Origin of the sequence: Pseudoalteromonas sp. SR41-8, assembly GCF_014163915.1 — a bacterium.
Classification (GTDB): domain Bacteria; phylum Pseudomonadota; class Gammaproteobacteria; order Enterobacterales; family Alteromonadaceae; genus Pseudoalteromonas; species Pseudoalteromonas rhizosphaerae.
The window spans coordinates 89,552-108,016 of sequence record NZ_JACJEE010000012.1 but is presented as its reverse complement, the minus strand read 5'-3'; the positions used below and the strand labels follow the sequence as shown (position 1 = coordinate 108,016).

Annotated in this window: 10 protein-coding genes; 9 read left to right on the top strand and 1 reads right to left on the bottom strand. The window is 40.5% G+C overall.

Annotation, left to right across the window (positions count from 1 at the left end; genetic code table 11):
- Position 1: 1 nt before the first annotated feature.
- From malQ to rluF, 9 genes are all read left to right on the top strand, one after another.
- On the top strand, positions 2–1,999 hold the full coding sequence (gene malQ / locus H5162_RS10335; protein WP_145235924.1) for a 4-alpha-glucanotransferase: 1,998 nt from the start codon (positions 2–4) through the stop codon (positions 1,997–1,999).
- Positions 2,000–4,228, top strand: a complete 2,229-nt coding sequence (gene glgB / locus H5162_RS10330) for a 1,4-alpha-glucan branching protein GlgB (RefSeq protein WP_182778429.1) — start codon at positions 2,000–2,002, stop codon at positions 4,226–4,228.
- Positions 4,212–6,272, top strand: coding sequence for a glycogen debranching protein GlgX (glgX, locus tag H5162_RS10325; RefSeq protein ID WP_145235917.1), 2,061 nt, complete (start codon positions 4,212–4,214; stop codon positions 6,270–6,272). Before glgB ends, glgX begins: the two co-directional genes overlap by 17 nt.
- Positions 6,262–8,787 (top strand): glycogen/starch/alpha-glucan phosphorylase, encoded by a 2,526-nt coding sequence (locus H5162_RS10320; protein ID WP_145235914.1) that lies wholly within the window; start codon positions 6,262–6,264, stop codon positions 8,785–8,787. The genes glgX and H5162_RS10320 overlap by 11 nt, the downstream gene beginning before the upstream one ends.
- 14 nt (positions 8,788–8,801) lie before the next feature.
- Positions 8,802–10,103, top strand: coding sequence for a glucose-1-phosphate adenylyltransferase (gene glgC, locus H5162_RS10315; RefSeq protein ID WP_145235911.1), 1,302 nt, complete (start codon positions 8,802–8,804; stop codon positions 10,101–10,103).
- A 31-nt stretch (positions 10,104–10,134) separates the two neighbouring features.
- Entirely contained in the window at positions 10,135–11,682 is a 1,548-nt protein-coding gene (locus tag H5162_RS10310) for a glycogen synthase (RefSeq protein ID WP_182760063.1), read from the top strand.
- 118 nt (positions 11,683–11,800) lie between these two features.
- A complete protein-coding gene (locus tag H5162_RS10305; protein WP_182731590.1) occupies positions 11,801–13,012 on the top strand; it encodes an EAL and HDOD domain-containing protein in 1,212 nt (403 codons plus the stop codon).
- 16 nt (positions 13,013–13,028) lie between these two features.
- Positions 13,029–14,114: a DUF418 domain-containing protein gene (locus H5162_RS10300; RefSeq protein WP_257326559.1), complete on the top strand. Its 1,086-nt coding sequence runs from the start codon at positions 13,029–13,031 to the stop codon at positions 14,112–14,114.
- A 304-nt stretch (positions 14,115–14,418) separates the two neighbouring features.
- Positions 14,419–15,342 (top strand): 23S rRNA pseudouridine(2604) synthase RluF, encoded by a 924-nt coding sequence (gene rluF, locus H5162_RS10295; protein WP_182731591.1) that lies wholly within the window; start codon positions 14,419–14,421, stop codon positions 15,340–15,342.
- A gap of 60 nt (positions 15,343–15,402) precedes the next feature.
- Here rluF and H5162_RS10290 read toward each other — a convergent pair whose 3' ends face one another.
- A complete protein-coding gene (locus tag H5162_RS10290; protein WP_182758264.1) occupies positions 15,403–18,465 on the bottom strand; it encodes an efflux RND transporter permease subunit in 3,063 nt (1,020 codons plus the stop codon).

Here is an 18,465-nt window from a genome sequence, read left to right as displayed (position 1 = left end):
AATGGAGTCTCTTTCACAGCTTTTTTATCTACATGGTATTGGCTATGAATACACCAAGTATACTGGTGAACACGTGGTTTTTAGCGATGCAACCCGCAGTGCGGCACTCAGTTGTTGTGGTGTTGATGTTACGGATCACGCCCAAATTTCTCATTTAAATATCAGCTTAGATGCCAATAAATGGCTGCAATTAGTACCCGATTGTAGTTTGGTATGTGCTGAACAACCAGCCGTTAAAGTGCGTATTGATAAGCGTATGTTAGGGCAACAATGTACAGTCTCATTTGCGCAGCTTGATTTGCCCAGCATTACTCACCAATTAGCTGATTTACAATGCAGTGGCGATTATTTGTTTAACGACGTCACTTATTTAGAGCTCATTTTCCCGCTTCCAGCATTGCCTACTGGTTATCATGATGCAAGCATTAACGTTGCAGGTTTAACGGCTGAAACTCAACTGTGGGTGACACCTAAATATAGCTTTCAAGTGACGGATAAAAAACAAAGTGGGCTTTCAATTCAACTTTACAGTTTAAAAAATAATGCAGCACTAGGGATAGGCGATTTTGCCGATTTATTATCGCTGACAGAGCAAGCAGCAAGTCATAAACTGGATTATATTTTACTCAATCCACTGCATTTATTATTTTCTGAGCAACCAGAGCGAGCAAGTCCATATAGCCCGAATAATCGTGCATTATTAAATCCACTCTATATATCAATTGATTTATGCGATGACAGCATTAATAACCCCAATATCACTGCGTATTTACAAAGCAACTATGCGAGTGACTTTAAAAAGCGGACTCTGCAGTCGCAGTATATTAATTACAGTGCAGTGAGTGAGTTCAAATACGCAGCCTTTAACTTGCTATACCAGCATTTTTGTATGCATGGGAGTAAGCACCGCAAACAACACTTTAGTGATTTTTGTCAACAACATGGTGCGACACTTGCGACCTTAAAAGTTACTGACAGCGACTTTGCTTACTACTTGCAATGGCAAGCATATGTGCAATTAAAATTATGCCAAACTACCGCCCGAGAGCAGGGAATGAGTATTGGTTTGATCAATGATTTAGCGGTGGGTTGCGCCGGCGATGGTAGCGAATTCCTCAATCAACAATCGTTATTTACCGATTCTGCTTATGTAGGCGCACCGCCTGATCCATGGGCAGAGCATGGCCAGAACTGGGGATTGCCAGCACTGAATCCGATTAAGCTCAGTGATAATAATTTTAGCTACTACCGAGCATTGATCCGTGCAAATATGGAAAACGTCGGTGGTTTGCGTATCGATCATGTTATGGCAATTCGCCGTTTATGGTGGTGTTTCGAGCATCAACAGCAACAAGATGGTTGCTATGTGTATTATCCATTTGAGCATTTATTAGCGGTACTGACAATAGAATCCCATTTGAATCAATGTATTGTCATTGGTGAAGATCTTGGGGTTGTTCCACCAGAGGTGAAAGCTGCACTTGCAGATAAAGCAATATTTTCAAATAGCTTATTCTATTTTGAAAAAGATTATCAAGGTGAATTTTTAGCGGCCCAGTCATTTGCGCCACAATCATTGTTAATGGTTGCAAACCATGATGTACCGCCTTTCTTTGGTTGGTGGCAGGGGCTTGATCTTACTTTGAAATTAAAATATCAATTAATTGATGAACAACAGTTAACTCAACTGCGTGCAGACCGAGATATTGAAAAACAACGACTACTGCGTTTTCTGTCAGGATGTGCAGCACACACCTTGTTTTTAGATAGTACAGCAAGTGATGTTTATCAGGCGCTGACCTTAGGCTTGGCCGCTGCACCAGCGCGGTTATTTACTATCCAGCTCGATGATTTAGATGAGCAAACGTTACCTGTAAACATTCCTGGAACGGATCAAGAATACCCTAATTGGCGTCGGGTATTAACGCATTCAAGTGAACAAATATTCACACGTCACAGTGCATTCCTCAGTGCTATTAATTCCATAAGGACTAATTAAATGAACAGTATTGTTCGTAAAACCGCAAAGTCACAGCACTATGATCAACAAGTTAATGCTTTAAAGCGTGGCTGTTTTAAAGATCCGTTTAGTTTTTTAGGCGTACATGCAATTACTGACACGCACAGTGAAATACGCTGTTATATGCCCGGGGCAACAAAAGTAACGATAAAACTGCCTCAGCAAATGATTGTTAGCACACGCTATGGTGATTCAGATTTATTTATAGCACAGCTTGATAATCAAGATATTTCAGCTTATCAGCTAGTGGTAGATTACAGCGATTGTCAGGTTATTTGTGAAGATGTGTATAGTTTTGATAGCAGCCTAGATGATAGTGCTATGTACTTATTTAATGAAGGCACATTAGAGCACGCATATCGCCATCTTGGTGCCCACTTTATTGATTTTAAAGGTGTTTCAGGTGTACGTTTTAGTGTTTGGGCACCTAATGCTAGCAGTGTTTCAGTTATTGGCGAATTTAATCACTGGCAGCAAAGCCAACACTTTATGCGTTTTAACCCTGCGTCTGGAGTCTGGGACTTATTTATTCCAGAGCTCAGTGAAGGTCAGTGTTATAAGTTTTCTATAACAACTCTCAGTGGCGAAGTGCTCGAAAAGGCTGATCCATTTGCATTTAAAATGCAGCAAGCACCAGGCACTGCTTCAGTACTTGAAACTCGGCCCGCAGCAATTAAACTAACTGATAAAATGCAACGTCAGCGTGTTAAACGCAACGCGATTGATGCACCTATCTCTATCTATGAAGTGCATTTAGGTTCTTGGCAGCGAGAAGAGGGAGATCGTTATTTAACTTATCAAGAATTAGCACAGCGGTTAATTAATTATGTCACTGAACAAGGCTTTTCGCATATCCAACTTATGCCGATCAGTGAATTTCCATTTGATGGTTCTTGGGGGTATCAGCCAGTTGGCTTATTTGCACCAACGAGTCGGTTTGGCGGTTTGGATGATTTTCGTTATTTTGTAGAGCAATGTCACCAAGCTAACATTGGTTTACTCATTGATTGGGTTCCAGGCCACTTCCCAAGTGATCCGCATGGCTTGCATCGTTTTGATGGCACACATTTATTTGAACATGCCGATGTGCGTCAAGGTTTCCATCCAGATTGGAATACCTATATCTACAACTATGATCGCCCAGAGGTCCGCAGCTTTTTAGTTGCTAATGCAATGTATTGGTTAGAAGAATTTGCCATTGATGGATTACGTGTCGATGCTGTTGCCTCAATGCTGTACCTTGATTACAGTCGTGAAGATGGACAGTGGATCCCGAATAAGTTTGGCGGGCGCGAGAATCTTGGTGCTATTGAGTGTTTAAAGCAAGTTAACTTACGTTGTTATGCTAATAACCCCGGCATTATGATGGTGGCTGAAGAGTCAACAGCGTGGCCTGGTGTTACCCGTCAGGTGAATCATGATGGCTTAGGATTTGGCTACAAGTGGAATATGGGCTGGATGAACGACAGCCTTCACTATATGCAACGCGATCCATTATATCGCCAACATCATCATCATGAATTAACTTTTTCGATGGTGTATGCCTATAGTGAAAATTATATTTTACCTTTGAGCCACGATGAAGTGGTGCACGGTAAAGGCTCATTAATTGAAAAAATGCCTGGTGATGATTGGCAAAAATTTGCAAATTTACGCGCGTACTATGCATTTATGTGGGCGCATCCGGGCAAAAAATTACTGTTCATGGGCGGTGAGATTGCCCAGCGTAGCGAGTGGAATCATGATCAATCAATTGATTGGCATTTGCTTGAGCATCTATCGCATCAAGGTGTGCAACGAACTATCGCGCAGCTCAATAAAGTATATCGCGAAGTTCCAGCTTTACATCAGCTAGATACTGAACCGTCAGGTTTTAGCTGGATCGATAATCAAAATGCTCAACAGAGTATTTTTAGTTTTATTCGCTTTGCTAAGAAAGCCAGTAATTACGTGGTTGTGGTAAGTAACCTCACACCAACGGTTTATCATGATTATTGTATTGGTGTGCCAAGCTCAGGTGAATTTGAAGTAATTTTAAATACCGATGATGAACAGTTATTTGGTTCTGGAGTACAAGTGTGTGGGCAATCAGCTAAAACAACTAGTACAGCAACTCCATGCCACGGGCATCAACATAGTATTAAACTCTCACTGCCAGCGCTTGCGACGGTTTATTTAAAAAGGGTGGCTGATGAGTTTATCGATTGAATTAAATAAAGGGCAAACTTTTCCGCTGGGAGCCAGTGTATTAACAAACGGTGTAAATTTTGCCGTTTATGCGCCATTGGCTAAACAGTTGTATGTGTGTTTATTTGATGCCAGTGGTCATACCGAAGTTTTAAAGTTAGCAATGAATAATAATGAAGGGGGGATATGGAGTTTACATATAACCCCACTGGCTATGGGCACTTTATATGGTTATCGCGCAGAAGGTGAATATCAACCTAAAAAAGGATTGTTTTTTAATAGCCAAAAATTGTTAATTGATCCCTATGCAAAAGATTTATTTGGTGAGTTTACCTGGAGTGAACGCCACTATGGGCAAATGCCTAAAGGTACTTTGAGTACGGTAAATAACGCCATTGATATCCCTAAATCTAAAGTCACACAGCTGCAGCCTTATCAAGGTAAAAAACCGGGCCATAGTTGGGGAGAAACGGTTATTTATGAATGTCACGTTAAAGGCGCCACAGCACGACATCCCTCTATTCCAAGTCAGCTACAAGGTACCTATTTGGGCTTGAGCCATCCCAGTTTTATAGAGCATTTACGTACACTTGGCGTAACCACTTTAGAATTGTTACCGGTACATAGTTTTATTAGCGAACAGTTTTTAACCGCCAAAGGCCTGCAAAACTACTGGGGTTACAATACATTAAATTTTTTTACACCAAATAAAGATTACTTAGTAACTGATGAAATTGGTGAATTTCAACAAATGGTTACTAAACTTCATCAAGCGGGTATTGAAGTGATTTTAGATGTGGTTTACAACCACACCGCAGAGGCTGGTAGCGACGGTCCTTTGTTATCTTGGCGCGGCCTAAATAACCCTGGTTATTACCGTAGTGTTAACGATAACCCTGAAGTTTATATCAATGACACTGGGTGTGGTAATACCTTAAATATAGACGACCCATTTAGCTTGAAAATGGTACTCGATAGCTTACGTTATTGGGTAGAAATAATGGGTGTTGATGGTTTTAGGTTTGATTTAGCAACTATTCTTGGACGGACGCCGCATGGCTTTAGCCAAACCCATAGTTTTTTACAAGCAATCAATCAAGATCCAGTGTTAAGCCAAGTGAAATTAATTGCTGAGCCTTGGGACATAGGCCCTGGTGGTTATCAATTGGGAGCATTTCCTGCGCCTTGGCGTGAGTGGAATGATAAATACCGTGATGTTGTTAGGCGCTTTTGGCAAGGGCAGCACAATATGCTGGCTGATCTTGCAAAACGTTTACATGGCTCTTTTGATTTGTTTGATCATAATCACCGTGGGCCATTAAATAGTATTAATTTTATAACCAGTCATGATGGCTTTACTTTAACCGATTTAGTGAGTTACGAACAAAAGCATAACGAAGCAAATGGTGAACAAAACCGCGATGGGCACAGTGCTAATTATTCGTTTAATTGCGGTGTTGAAGGCTTTACTGATGATTTAAAAGTTACCTCCATGCGGTTACAACAACAAAAAAACTTTTTACTTACCTTACTACTTTCCAAAGGGGTGCCTATGCTGTCATCAGGCAGTGAAATGGGGCACTCGCAAGGAGGGAATAACAATGCTTATTGTCAAAATAACCGCACTAGTTGGCTGGCATGGAAAGACTCGCAGCGTAGCCACAGCCTCATTCGTTTTATTGACGATGTATTGACCTTACGAAAGCAACACTGTGTGTTTAAACACAGTGTATTTTTACACGATAGCGATAAGCGATTTAGTGTTGATTGGTATACCGAGCAAAGCCAAGCCATGCAAGAAAGTGACTGGCATGATGGTTCAAAACAGTTTTTGATGTATAGCTTAAAAGATACACAACTAAATACGGCATTACTCATTATTTTGAATGCCAGTAATGTGGCAGTTAAATGTCAATTACCTGCTAATCACGATTTATCGGTATGGCGTTTAGCGCTTAGCAGTGTTGATCAAGCAATGGTTAAAAATACAGAACAGTTTGAGGTTGCTGCACAAAGCAGTTGGGTTTTTACAGCCAATTTAGAGGACGAATGTAATGGCGAATAATGGTGAACAAATGTGTGTTGCTAAAGGTTGGCAAGATGCCCCTTTAATAGATGAAAGTACGCTTGAAGATGATTTATCACGCCATTTCTATTATACCCTTGGGCGCGATAAGGTCGGAAAGTCTCAACTGTATTTGTATAACGCACTAGCGTTGACAATTCGCGATCGATTAGTCGCTCGTTGTCGAGCAACAAAACAGCAAATGCACAGTGAAAAGCGTCGTAAAACGGCTTATATATCACTTGAGTTTTTAATGGGCCGAGCACTAGGTAATGCCATTTTAAATTTAGATTTAGAAGAGCAAGTCAAACTTGCACTTAATAATTATTGCGCTCACATTGAACATGTTGCGCAAGCAGAGCATGACGCTGGGTTAGGTAATGGTGGTTTAGGCCGCTTAGCTGCGTGTTTTCTAGATAGTTGTGCGAGTTTAGCATTACCTGTAACCGGTTATGGTATTCGTTATGAATACGGCATGTTTAACCAGTCAATCGAAAATGGCCATCAAATAGAGCAGCCTGATAATTGGTTACGTGAAGGGCATCCATGGGAGTTGAGCGCACCAGAGCAAGCCAAGCGTGTTAAGTTTTTTGGCCATGTTGAAAGTTATACTGATAAGAACGGACGCATTCATCGACAATGGTTAGACACTGAAGATGTATTAGCTGTCCCTTATGATGTGCCGATCCCTGGCTATAAAAATGACATAGTTAACACCCTCAGACTCTGGAAATCAGAAGCCACTGATGAGTTTGATTTAGGTGAGTTTAACGCCGGTAGTTACTCAGAAGCCGTCGCGCATAAAAACCTTGCCGAACAAATCACCATGGTACTTTATCCTAATGACAGCAGCGAAAATGGTAAAGAGCTACGTTTAAGGCAGCAATACTTTTTATCGTCGGCGAGCTTACAAGATATTGTTGGTCTATGGGTATCACAGCATGGTGAAAAGTTTAGTGATTTTGCTGATTTTCATGTTTTTCAACTTAATGACACCCACCCAAGTATTGCTGTTGCAGAGTTAATGCGATTGCTGATTGATGATTATGACTTGGATTGGGATGCTGCATGGCAGATCACCACAAAAACCATGGCTTATACCAATCATACGTTGCTTCCAGAAGCGCTCGAAAAGTGGTCTGTGTCATTATTTGCGCGTTTATTACCGCGTATTCTTGAAATAATTTATGAAATAAATGCGCGCTTTCTTGCTCAAGTTGCGTTGGCATGGCCGGGTGATGTTGCAAAACAACAAGCGTTGTCTTTAATTGAAGAAGGCTCAGATCCACAAGTAAGAATGGCGTATTTAGCCATTGTTGGCAGTTTTTCAGTTAATGGCGTAGCAGCATTGCACACAGAATTACTTAAAGAAGGTTTGTTTAAAACTTTTTATGAATTGTGGCCTGAAAAATTCAACAATAAAACTAATGGTGTAACGCCAAGGCGGTGGATAGCTCATTGTAACCCTAAACTAACCCAGTTGATTGGTGAAAAAATTGGTCAAGATTGGGTGAGGGATTTTGCGCAAATTAGCCAGCTGCGTCGCTATTATGATGATGTTAAATTCCATAAACAATGGCAAAGCGTCAAACTTGAAAACAAACAACGGCTAGTTGATTTAGTCAAAGCACGTTGTGGTGTTGAATTTGATACTAGCATGCTATTTGATGTGCAAGTTAAACGAATTCATGAGTATAAGCGCCAATTACTGAATGTATTACACATTATTCACCTATATGACCGTATTCGTCGTGGCGATACCGCCAATTTAGTGCCACGCTGTGTATTACTAGGAGGCAAAGCAGCACCGGGGTATTACATGGCTAAGCGCATTATTAAGCTAATTAATAATGTTGCAGATGTGATCAACAAAGATCCACTTGCTCAGCCTTATTTACGGGTGGCATTTTTACCAAATTATAATGTTACAGCAATGGAAACTATTTGCCCCGCAACAGACTTGTCTGAACAAATTTCAACCGCAGGTAAAGAAGCATCTGGTACTGGTAATATGAAGTTTATGATGAATGGTGCGCTGACAATTGGCACTTTAGATGGTGCTAACATAGAAATTCGCGATGCAGTAGGAGCTGATAACTTCTTCTTATTCGGTGCACAAGCTGAGCAAATTGAAGGAATAAAACAAAGCTATAACCCATTACATATTATTCATAATACACCTGACTTACTGAATGTTATGCAATTACTTGAAAGTGGGCACTTTAATTTATTCGAACCTGGTTTATTTGACGACATTATTGGTGCAATCAAAAGTCCTCATGATCCTTGGTTGGTTGCCCACGATTTTGATAGTTTTGTACAAGCTCAAAAAGCTGTTGAACACGCTTATCAAGATCAACAGCATTGGACGCAAATGAGTATTTTAAATACTGCGGCCAGTGGTACTTTTTCAAGTGATAGAACGATCAGCCAATACAGTGATGATATTTGGCATTTAGAAGCATTAACAACATCTAGTTCGGCCGACACAGCCGTAAGCAATAGCAAAGATTAATACGGAGATAAATTATGCCAAGTTATGCAAATCGCTACATAAGTAGTCTGACACGAGAAACCTACGCACTGATTTTAGCAGGGGGCAGAGGTTCACGCTTACATGAATTAACAAATTGGCGGGCCAAACCGGCGGTTTATTTTGGTGGCAAACATCGTATTATCGATTTCCCGCTATCAAACTGTATTAATTCAGGTATTCGTCGTGTTGGGATTGCAACACAATATAAATCGCACTCGCTGATCCGCCATGTTAACCGTGCATGGGGTCATTTTAAAAAGGAACTGGGTGAATCTGTAGAGATATTACCTGCATCACAGCGTTATGGTGACGAATGGTATTGCGGCACTGCTGATGCGGTGTTCCAAAATATGGATATTATCCGTCATGAGTTACCTAAATATGTAATGATTTTATCTGGCGATCATGTTTACCGTATGGATTACGGTGGCTTATTGGCAAAACATGTAGAAACTGGTGCGGACATGACAGTGTGCTGTATAGAAGTTCCCTGCGAGGAAGCTGCAGAAACATTTGGTGTGATGACGGTAGATGAAGAAAAGCGAGTGCGTCGTTTTGACGAAAAACCGAAAATGCCAAGTTCAATTCCTGGTCGTCCGGGGACTTGCTTAGCATCAATGGGTAATTATGTATTTAATACTGAGTTCTTATTTGAACAACTAAAAAAAGACGCAGAAAACGAAGGTTCAGGCCGTGATTTTGGCCATGATATTATTCCGGCAATTATTGAAGAGCATAATGTATTTGCTTTTCCATTTCGAGAGCCTGGTCATGACGGCCAACCTTATTGGCGCGATGTGGGTACACTGGACTCATTTTGGGAAGCAAACATGGAGCTGGTGATGCCAGAACCACAGCTGGATTTATACGATCCAACTTGGCCTATTTGGACCTACCAAGAACAACTGCCACCCGCTAAGTTTATTTTTGATAATGACGACAGACGTGGCATGGCTGTAGATTCAACCGTATCAGGCGGCTGTATCATTTCAGGCTCGGTGGTTCGTAAATCACTGTTATTTTCTAATGTACACATTCGTTCATACTGTGAAATTGAAGAGTCGGTGATATTACCAGGTGCAATTATTCAACGTAATTGTCGCATTCGTCGTGCTATTATCGACCGCGGTTGTGAAGTGCCTGCGGGTGTTGAAATCGGTTTTGATCGTAAAGTCGACGAGGAAAATGGTTTTAGAGTGTCTAAAAAGGGCATAGTATTAGTGACTCGTGAAATGCTCACAGAACTTTCCAAAAAGCTTGAGCGCCAAGAGCGTGAGAGTAAACAGTTAGCTTAAATATCATACAGTTGTAGGAAGTAAGAAAAAGATGCATGTATTAATGGTTGCGGCCGAAAATGACGCTTTACCAAATGCCAAAGTGGGTGGTGTTGCAGATGTACTACGAGATTGTCCCAAAGCATTAGCGGAGCTTGGCTTAACCGTTGACGTGGTTATTCCAGATTATGGTTTTACCGCGTTAGAGCGTGTGCAATTAGGCACGCTCCATGTGCCCTTTGCAGGATATATTTATGATGTTCAAGTGTCGCAAGTATATGTAGATCAGCAGCAAGTCAGGCAATTAGTAATGTCACATCCGTTATTTAGCCAGCACCATGGCGCTGTATACTGTAATGATGATGGTGACCGACCTTTTGCCACTGATGCCACTAAGTTTGCATTATTTAATGCTGCAGTGTGTGAAGCGCTATTGCAAGGTGTTATCACCCGTCCCGATGTGTTGCATTTGCATGATTGGCACAGTGCGTGTGTGGCGGTATTGTTAAAGTTTGATCATCGGTTTGCATCTTTTTCTTCTTTGCGTAGTATATTTACAGTACACAATATTGCACTGCAAGGGATCCGCCCATTCAAAGGAGATGATTCAAGTTTAGAAGCATGGTTTCCGGCGTTAAGTTATAACGGCGAGGTATTATGCGATCCGCGTTATCCTCATTGCTTTAATCCGATGCGCAGCGCTATCAATTTAGTTGATAAGATACATTTAGTATCTCCAAGCTACGCACTAGAAGTATTGCAAGCCAGTGAACCGCATAACGGCTTTTTTGGTGGCGAAGGTTTAGAGCGCGATTTGAATAATGCGATGGCAAACAATAAAGTCGTCGGAATATTAAATGGCTGTGAGTACACTGAGCACAATCAAAATGCGCAGATAAGCAGTACGTTATCACAATTATACTTTGAAATAGAGCAGGCATTGTTTGCTTGGATGGCTAAAGAAGTTAACCTGCAAAGCAGTTACTATATAGCTCATCAGCGGTTACAGCAGTTTATTGAGCAGCCAGTTAAAGGGCCTTTAGTCACCAGTGTTGGACGCCTAACCGATCAAAAAGCTTTGTTACTGCGCCAACCCTACGAAAACCAGCAAGTGCTTGATGCATTGTGTGAAAAGTTAAATGAACAGCAAGGACGTATGATAATTTTAGGTTCCGGTGACACGGCTCTTGAAGATGTCATGACAGCCGCCATGGCGCGTAATAGTAACCTATTGTTTTTAAAGGGTTATGGTAATTACGTTGGCGAATTACTGTATGAGTTAGGAGACTTATTCTTGATGCCAAGCTCCTTTGAACCGTGCGGTATTAGCCAAATGCTAGCTATGCGAGCTGGACAGCCTTGTTTAGTGCACCAAGTTGGTGGCTTAAAGGATACCATTACACATATGGAAAATGGTTTTAGTTTTAGTGGTGACACATTACAAACACAAAGCGAGGCGCTAGTAACGTGCTTTGCTAATACTCTTACTCTGAAACAAGAACAACCTAAACAATGGGTCGAAATTGTCAGCAATGCAAAGGCTGCTCGCTTTACATGGTCCCACGTAGCAAAGGACTATATTAGTAAACTTTATAATTAATACTGCTATTTATCATCTTACTAGCTATAATGGATTGTAATAACATTATGATTTAGTTACTTAGTATTGTTTTTTATTTTGTAACTAACCATCAATAGTCGAGTTTAAGGGTGAAAAAGTGCAAGTATTTGTTGCGCGCCAAGCAATATTCAATCGTCGTCAACATGTAGTTGCCTACGAATTGTTGTTTCGTAATAGTAGTGATAATTATTTTCCGGATATTGAAGAAAGTGTCGCAACGGCGAAACTGATCATGGAAAATCAGCTTAATTTTGGCACTCGACATATTACTTCTGGTAAAAAAGCACTGATAAATATCGGTCCTGATTCTTTAAAAATGGATTTATGTGCATTTTTGCCTTCGCAAGATGTGGTACTTGAGTTGCTCGAAACAATTGAGCCGACTGAAGAAAACTACCAGCTATGTCGTGCGCTGTTTCATAAAAACTTTGTGTTAGCACTTGACGATTTTGTATATGAGCCTAAGTGGGAAAGGTTTTTAAAACTTGTTAAATTAATCAAATTTGATATTCAAATAACTCCTTTGCAGCAAATTGAACCGCTTATTCGACGGCTGCAAAAATACAAAAAGCTAAAGTTGCTTGCCGAAAAAGTCGAAACTATTGATGATTTTAAAATAGCTCATAAGATGGGCTTTGATTATTTTCAGGGTTATTTTTTTGCCAAGCCGGTAGTCATTCAACAAAGAGACATTGATATAAACTATGCATTAGCCTTGACCATCTATGCACAAGTTATGAAAGAGCATCCTGATATCAATGCGATTGCGCGATTGTTTCAATTAGATACAGCGTTAGCATTTAAGTTATTAAGATTGATCAACAGCGGTGTGTTTCCTGTCCAAAAAGAAATAGAGTCACTCAAACAGGCTTTAGTTTATTTAGGTCATGATCATATAAAGAAGTTTGTTAGCTTGATTATCACCGCTCACGTTGCACAAACGAAACCTAACGAATTGATCAAAATGTGTATCATTCGGGCCCGATTTTGTGAGCTGATAGCGAAAAAGATAGCGCCTTCGCAAGCGAATAGTGCCTTTTTAACCGGTCTTTTTTCGTTGTTGGATGCAATATTAGATCGCCCAATGGAGCAATTACTCCTTCGTTTACCATTTCCAGAACCAATCAAAGACGCTCTAATGGAAGAAAAAAACACCCTGTATTATATCCTTGCAACAGTAAAAGCGTATGAATCAGGTAGCTGGTGGGCTATGGAGCAAGCAGTTGTATTTATTAACATAAATAGTGATTTACTACCGAAGTTTTATAGAGATGCGCTAGACTGGTCAAACATACATAAGCACAACTAACAAGTCGAGCTCAATAATGCGTAATCAAAATATGGATGTTATTCGTGGTGTTGCTGTGCTCGGCTTAATGTACATGAATGCCTATTCCTTCGGTTTATTTGAATTTGGTTACGTACCATTACAGTCCCCGCCTTTTTCGGATCATGTTATTCAATGGGTGAGCCTTAGTGTTATTGACGGCCGCTTTCGCAGCTTATTTTGCTTACTCTTTGGTGCTGGATTATATATTCAGTGGCAGCGTTACCAGCAGGTTGAGCAATTGCAAAAACGCTTAAAAGTATTAGCCGTGTTTGGTTTACTACATGGCTTTTTGTTGTGGGCTGGTGATATTTTGTTTATCTATGCATGCGCAGGGTGGTTGGTCATACAATACCTTGATGCGAGTGACGAGATGTTATTAAAACGCGGTTGGCAATTTCTATCACTAGCCGCAGCGATAACGTTTTTGATAGCCTTAGTTGACCCCACACTGACTATCTATCGAGATTCGGCCGATTTTTTAGCAAGTTATAATGCTTCACGAGGATCGGCATTAACTATTTTTGTCAATAATAGTGTGATGTTTATCGTGATGCTCATTGCACTTCCGCTGATCACTTTGTGGATGGCTGCAGGATTAATGCTATTCGGTATTTATGGCTATAAAAATAAACTGTTTGAGACTGGTTTAACTAAATTAAGCAAAATCAGAGTATTGGCAATTGCGCTACTGTTAAGTGCGATTAGGATCAGTTTTGAATATCAATCTAGCTTATTTATTAGTGCATTAAAAGAACCCGTAAGCTGGTTTGCAGCATTATTCACAGCCCTATTAATTATTCATTTTGTGGTAAGGCTGACGACAAAACATGACTTTCACTTTATTGCATTGCAGCGTGCAGGAAGGCTCGCATTAACTTTATATCTAATGCAAACTATTTGCTTGTTAGTGTTGTTTAAAGTTTTTTATCCGCACTGGGTGCTCAGCTTTAATCATTTAGAATATTACGTATTAGTGAGTGGTTTAGTCATTTTTCAACTTAGCTTTAGTGTGATTTATTCGCGTTATTTTAAGCAAGGTCCAATGGAATTTATTTGGCGAAAGTATACAAATGCTGCTTGAGTTGAAGCTACTGTAAATAGTGTGGTAATTTTTTCTCTGTCACTGTAGGTTAAAATTAGCGCAAACCTACATACCGTAAAACAGAGCAATCGTTTAAGTATAAACAAACCAATTAGGTGCTTGCTGTGAAAAGGCTAATAGTTGGTTTAACAGCGCTTTATACTGCGTGATTAATTTTAACAAGTGGCTTCTATTGTTTGCAATCTGTGCCTTGTCTAAATCGCTTTTAAATTCAACTGCGCTCGCATCTTAAGGTGGTTTGGGTATACAATATCGGCCTTTAAAATTAATGTGAATTTGGCTCATGACAGACTTAAAACGATTAAATAAATTTATTAGTGACACCGGTTTTTGTTCACGACGCGAAGCGGATAAATATATTGAAGATGGTCGTGTTACTGTCAATGGTATACGACCGGAAATGGGTGTCAAAGTAGCATTGTCTGACACGGTACTGATTGATGGTAAGCCGCTGAAGAAAGTGCCGAAACGGGCGTACATCGCTTACAACAAACCCGTTGGTATAACCTGTACAACTGAGCGTAAAATTCAAAGTAATATCGTCAAAGCGGTTAACTACCCAGATCGTATTTTTCCAATTGGTCGCTTAGATCGGCCATCAGAAGGGTTGATATTTCTGACAAATGAAGGGGATATCGTCAATAAAATTCTTCGTGCTGGCAATAATCATGAAAAAGAATATGTTGTTACAGTCGACAAGCCATTAAATCGTCAGTTTGTGAATAAGATGGCAGGTGGTTTACCAATTTTAGATACAGTCACGAAAAAATGCAAAGTTACACAAACAGGACCGCAACAATTTACTATTGTATTAACGCAAGGTTTGAATCGTCAAATTCGTCGTATGTGCGAGTACTTGGGCTATGAAGTGGTCACCTTAAAACGCGTACGTATTATGAATGTCACGTTAAAAGGCTTAAATGTTGGCCAGTGGCGCCATTTAACTGAGCAAGAAATGGCTGAGATTAATAATTCGATTGCCGACTCGGGCAAAACCGAAGAGTTATCAGTGGATGAGAACAAACAATCTGCGAATATCAGCAAGCCGAAACAAGCACGCACGCCTTACAAAGAAAACGATAAAAAGCGTGATTTTGCTAAGCATGTCAAACAAGGCCGTTTTGATTCTAAAAATGACCAAACTAACGCCAAACCTGCAAGAAGAAATAGCACCACTCGCACAGGCACATTAAGCCTTAAAAAATAAGATCAAATTGTAAAACCAGGAACAACATAAATTGTGCTCCTGGTTTTATTTAAACCTCAGTTATTTTGCTTTTGGCACCTCAATTTTAAATAGCACGGTATAAAGCACCGGCACTACGATTAATGTCAACACGGTTGCAAAGCCTAAACCAAACATAATCGTCACCGCCATTGATTGGAAGAACACATCAAATAATAATGGGATCATTCCTAAAATGGTGGTGATTGCTGCCATCGCAACGGGGCGCACACGGCTTACACCGGAATCAAATACTGCTTGATAAGGCTCTTTGCCTTCACTGAGCTCAAGGTTGATCTGATCTACCAACACAATGCCATTTTTAATCAACATACCGCTTAAGCTTAATAACCCAAGTAGCGCCATAAAACTAAATGCGGCGTTCATCACTAGCAAGCCGGCGCTGACACCGATGATTGCTAAAGGTACTGTGGCCCAAATAACCAGTGGTTTTTTTACTGAGTTAAATAGCAACACAGTGACTGCAAACATCGCTAAATAGCCCAAAGGTAACGAGCCAAAAATAGCTTTTTTTGCCTTTGTTGATGATTCAAACTCACCGCCCCATTGTAATTCATAGCCATTAGGGAGTTTAATTGCTTCAATACCTGGCCTGACTCTTGAAAATAGTTTAGCGGGTGTTTCATCGCCTATTACGTCATGATCGGCCATTACTGTAATAGTACGTTTGCGATCGCGGCGCATTATTAGGCTGTCTTCCCACTGTACAACAAACTCATCCACCACTTGAGTAATTGGCACGAATACGCCTAATACTGGGCTGTATATTTGTAGGTCACGGAGGCTTTCAACATTAAGACGCTCTTGTGCAGGTGAGCGGGCAATAATGGGGATCTGTTGAGTACCATCTTTGTAAATGCCGACTTTTTTACCGGAAAAACTGGTTAATAATAGTTGGTCCAAGTCTGTTTTAGCGATACCCAGACGCCGTGCTTTTTGTTCGTTAAGTTGCGGGCGAATGAGTTTTGAGCGTTCACGCCAATCATCACGAATATTATAAGCACCGGCATCTTTTGCTAACACTTCTTTTGCTTGTTTAGCTAATTGGCGAAGCACTACTGGATCAGCCCCCGAAAAACGCGCTTCTATTTTAGCATCAGTAGAAGGGCCTATTTCCATACGTTTTATTTTAAGCTTGGCATCAAATACATGGTTGTATTCATAGTCGCGAACTTTTGCAATCATCGTCGCCACTGCTTCGCGGTCTTTTACACGGATAATTAATTGACCATAAGCTGGGTATGATTTTTCAGGTGCGTAGGTCAACATAAACCGTGGTGCGCCTTGGCCTATCGTTGATGTTACTTCTTCGACCAGCTCATCTTTTTGTAAGAATGCTTCGAGTTTGGCGACGCCATCTAAAGTGGCATGAATATCAGCTCCTTGTGTATGCCAATAATCTACGTAAAACATTGGCGTGTTAGAAGCTGGAAAAAACGCTTGTTTAATAAACTTAAAGCCAAAAACAGAGCTAGCTAATAAAACGACCATCAACAATAAAGTGGTTTTACGAAAACGCATCGAGGTGCTTAATAAACTTTTATATAGATTAAAGATCACACCTTGATATGGGTCTTCATCATGGCTTTGCTGCTTGAGCTCTGTTTCTTTAAACATTAAGTCAGCAAAGAAAGGAGTTAAGGTGATGGCAGTGATCCAGCTTAATAATAATGAGATAAATAATACCCAAAATAAGCTGCCGGCAAATTCCCCACTAGCGTCAGAGCTTAAGCCAATTGGCGCAAATGCAGTAATAGCAATCACGGTTGCGCCAAGTAAAGGCCACTTTGTTTGCTCCACTATATTAGCCGCTGCTTTTATCTTTGTTTGCCCTCGCTTTAGGTTTATTAAAATACCTTCAGTGACTACGATGGCGTTATCAACCAACATTCCTAATGCAATGATCAGTGCACCTAAAGAGATACGTTGTAAATCAATCGCAAACAGTTTCATGAAAATGAATGTACCTAATACGGTCAGCAATAAAATTGCCCCGATCAGTACGCCACTTTTAAAGCCCATAAAGACAAGCAGGACAACAATAACGATAGCGACAGCTTCGAGTAAGCTGATGATAAAGCCATTGACTGATTTTTCGACTTCAACAGGTTGGTTATAAACGGTATTTATTTCCATGCCATGGGGGCGCTGATATTCAAGCGATGCTAAATGCGCTTTAATGTTATCGCCTATATCCACAACGTTTACACCACTGCTAAACGATACGCCAACGAGCAAGGCTTGCTGCTGGTTAAAACGGATTACATTATTAGGTACTTCGGCGTATTCACGAAACACCGTTGCAACGTCACCGAGGTAAATCAGTTCATTTTCACCTGGTTTTGAGATCAGTAGATTTTCGAGCTCTTTTACGTCTTTGAATTCGCCTGTTGGGTGCAGTCTAATTGATTCATCGCCTACGCGTATTTTACCTGCATTCGATACGGTATTTTGTGATTGCAATAATTGATAAATTCTAGTTGGTGCAATACCAAGCTGCGCCAGCTTACGCGTCGATATTTCAACCATCACCTGTGCTTGTTGTTCACCACTGACGGTCACTTTACCTACGCCGTCAACGAGTACCAGTTCGCGCTTTAAGTAATCAACATAGTTTTTTAGTTCGTCATAAGAGTAACCATCGCCAGTGACGGCATACATTACGCCGTATACGTCGCCAAAATCATCTAAAATGGTACTTGGGTATACACCACTTGGCAGTGATGAAGCGTTATCGTTAATCTTGCGCCGTAGCTCATCCCAAATTTGTCGTAAGTCTTGTTTGCGATAGTTGCTTTTCATTTCAACGGTAATTTGTGATTTCCCTGGAGATGAAATGCTGGTTACGTAATCCACATACGGCAATTGTTGAATTGCATTTTCAATCGGAAAAGTAACTTCATCTTCTACCTGTTGTGGTGAAGCGCCAGGATATAAGGTGATCACCATGGCTTTTTTTATTGTAAATTCAGGGTCCTCAAGCTGACCAAGTCCTAAATAAGATACTACGCCACCGATTAATAGTAATAGCGCGCACATCCAACTGACGACCTTTTGTTTTATGGCAAGTTCAGCAATGCTCAT

Excerpts from the sequence above, each read along its gene's own strand:
- glgB (WP_182778429.1), top strand. The coding sequence starts at position 2,000 with ATGAACAGTATTGTTCGTAAAACCGCAAAGTCACAGCACTATGATCAA.
- H5162_RS10310 (WP_182760063.1), top strand. The coding sequence starts at position 10,135 with ATGCATGTATTAATGGTTGCGGCCGAAAATGACGCTTTACCAAATGCC.
- H5162_RS10290 (WP_182758264.1), bottom strand. The coding sequence starts at position 18,465 with ATGAGCATTGCTGAACTTGCCATAAAACAAAAGGTCGTCAGTTGGATG.
- malQ (WP_145235924.1), top strand. The coding sequence starts at position 2 with ATGGAGTCTCTTTCACAGCTTTTTTATCTACATGGTATTGGCTATGAA.
- glgC (WP_145235911.1), top strand. The coding sequence starts at position 8,802 with ATGCCAAGTTATGCAAATCGCTACATAAGTAGTCTGACACGAGAAACC.
- glgX (WP_145235917.1), top strand. The coding sequence starts at position 4,212 with ATGAGTTTATCGATTGAATTAAATAAAGGGCAAACTTTTCCGCTGGGA.
- H5162_RS10320 (WP_145235914.1), top strand. The coding sequence starts at position 6,262 with ATGGCGAATAATGGTGAACAAATGTGTGTTGCTAAAGGTTGGCAAGAT.
- H5162_RS10300 (WP_257326559.1), top strand. The coding sequence starts at position 13,029 with ATGCGTAATCAAAATATGGATGTTATTCGTGGTGTTGCTGTGCTCGGC.
- rluF (WP_182731591.1), top strand. The coding sequence starts at position 14,419 with ATGACAGACTTAAAACGATTAAATAAATTTATTAGTGACACCGGTTTT.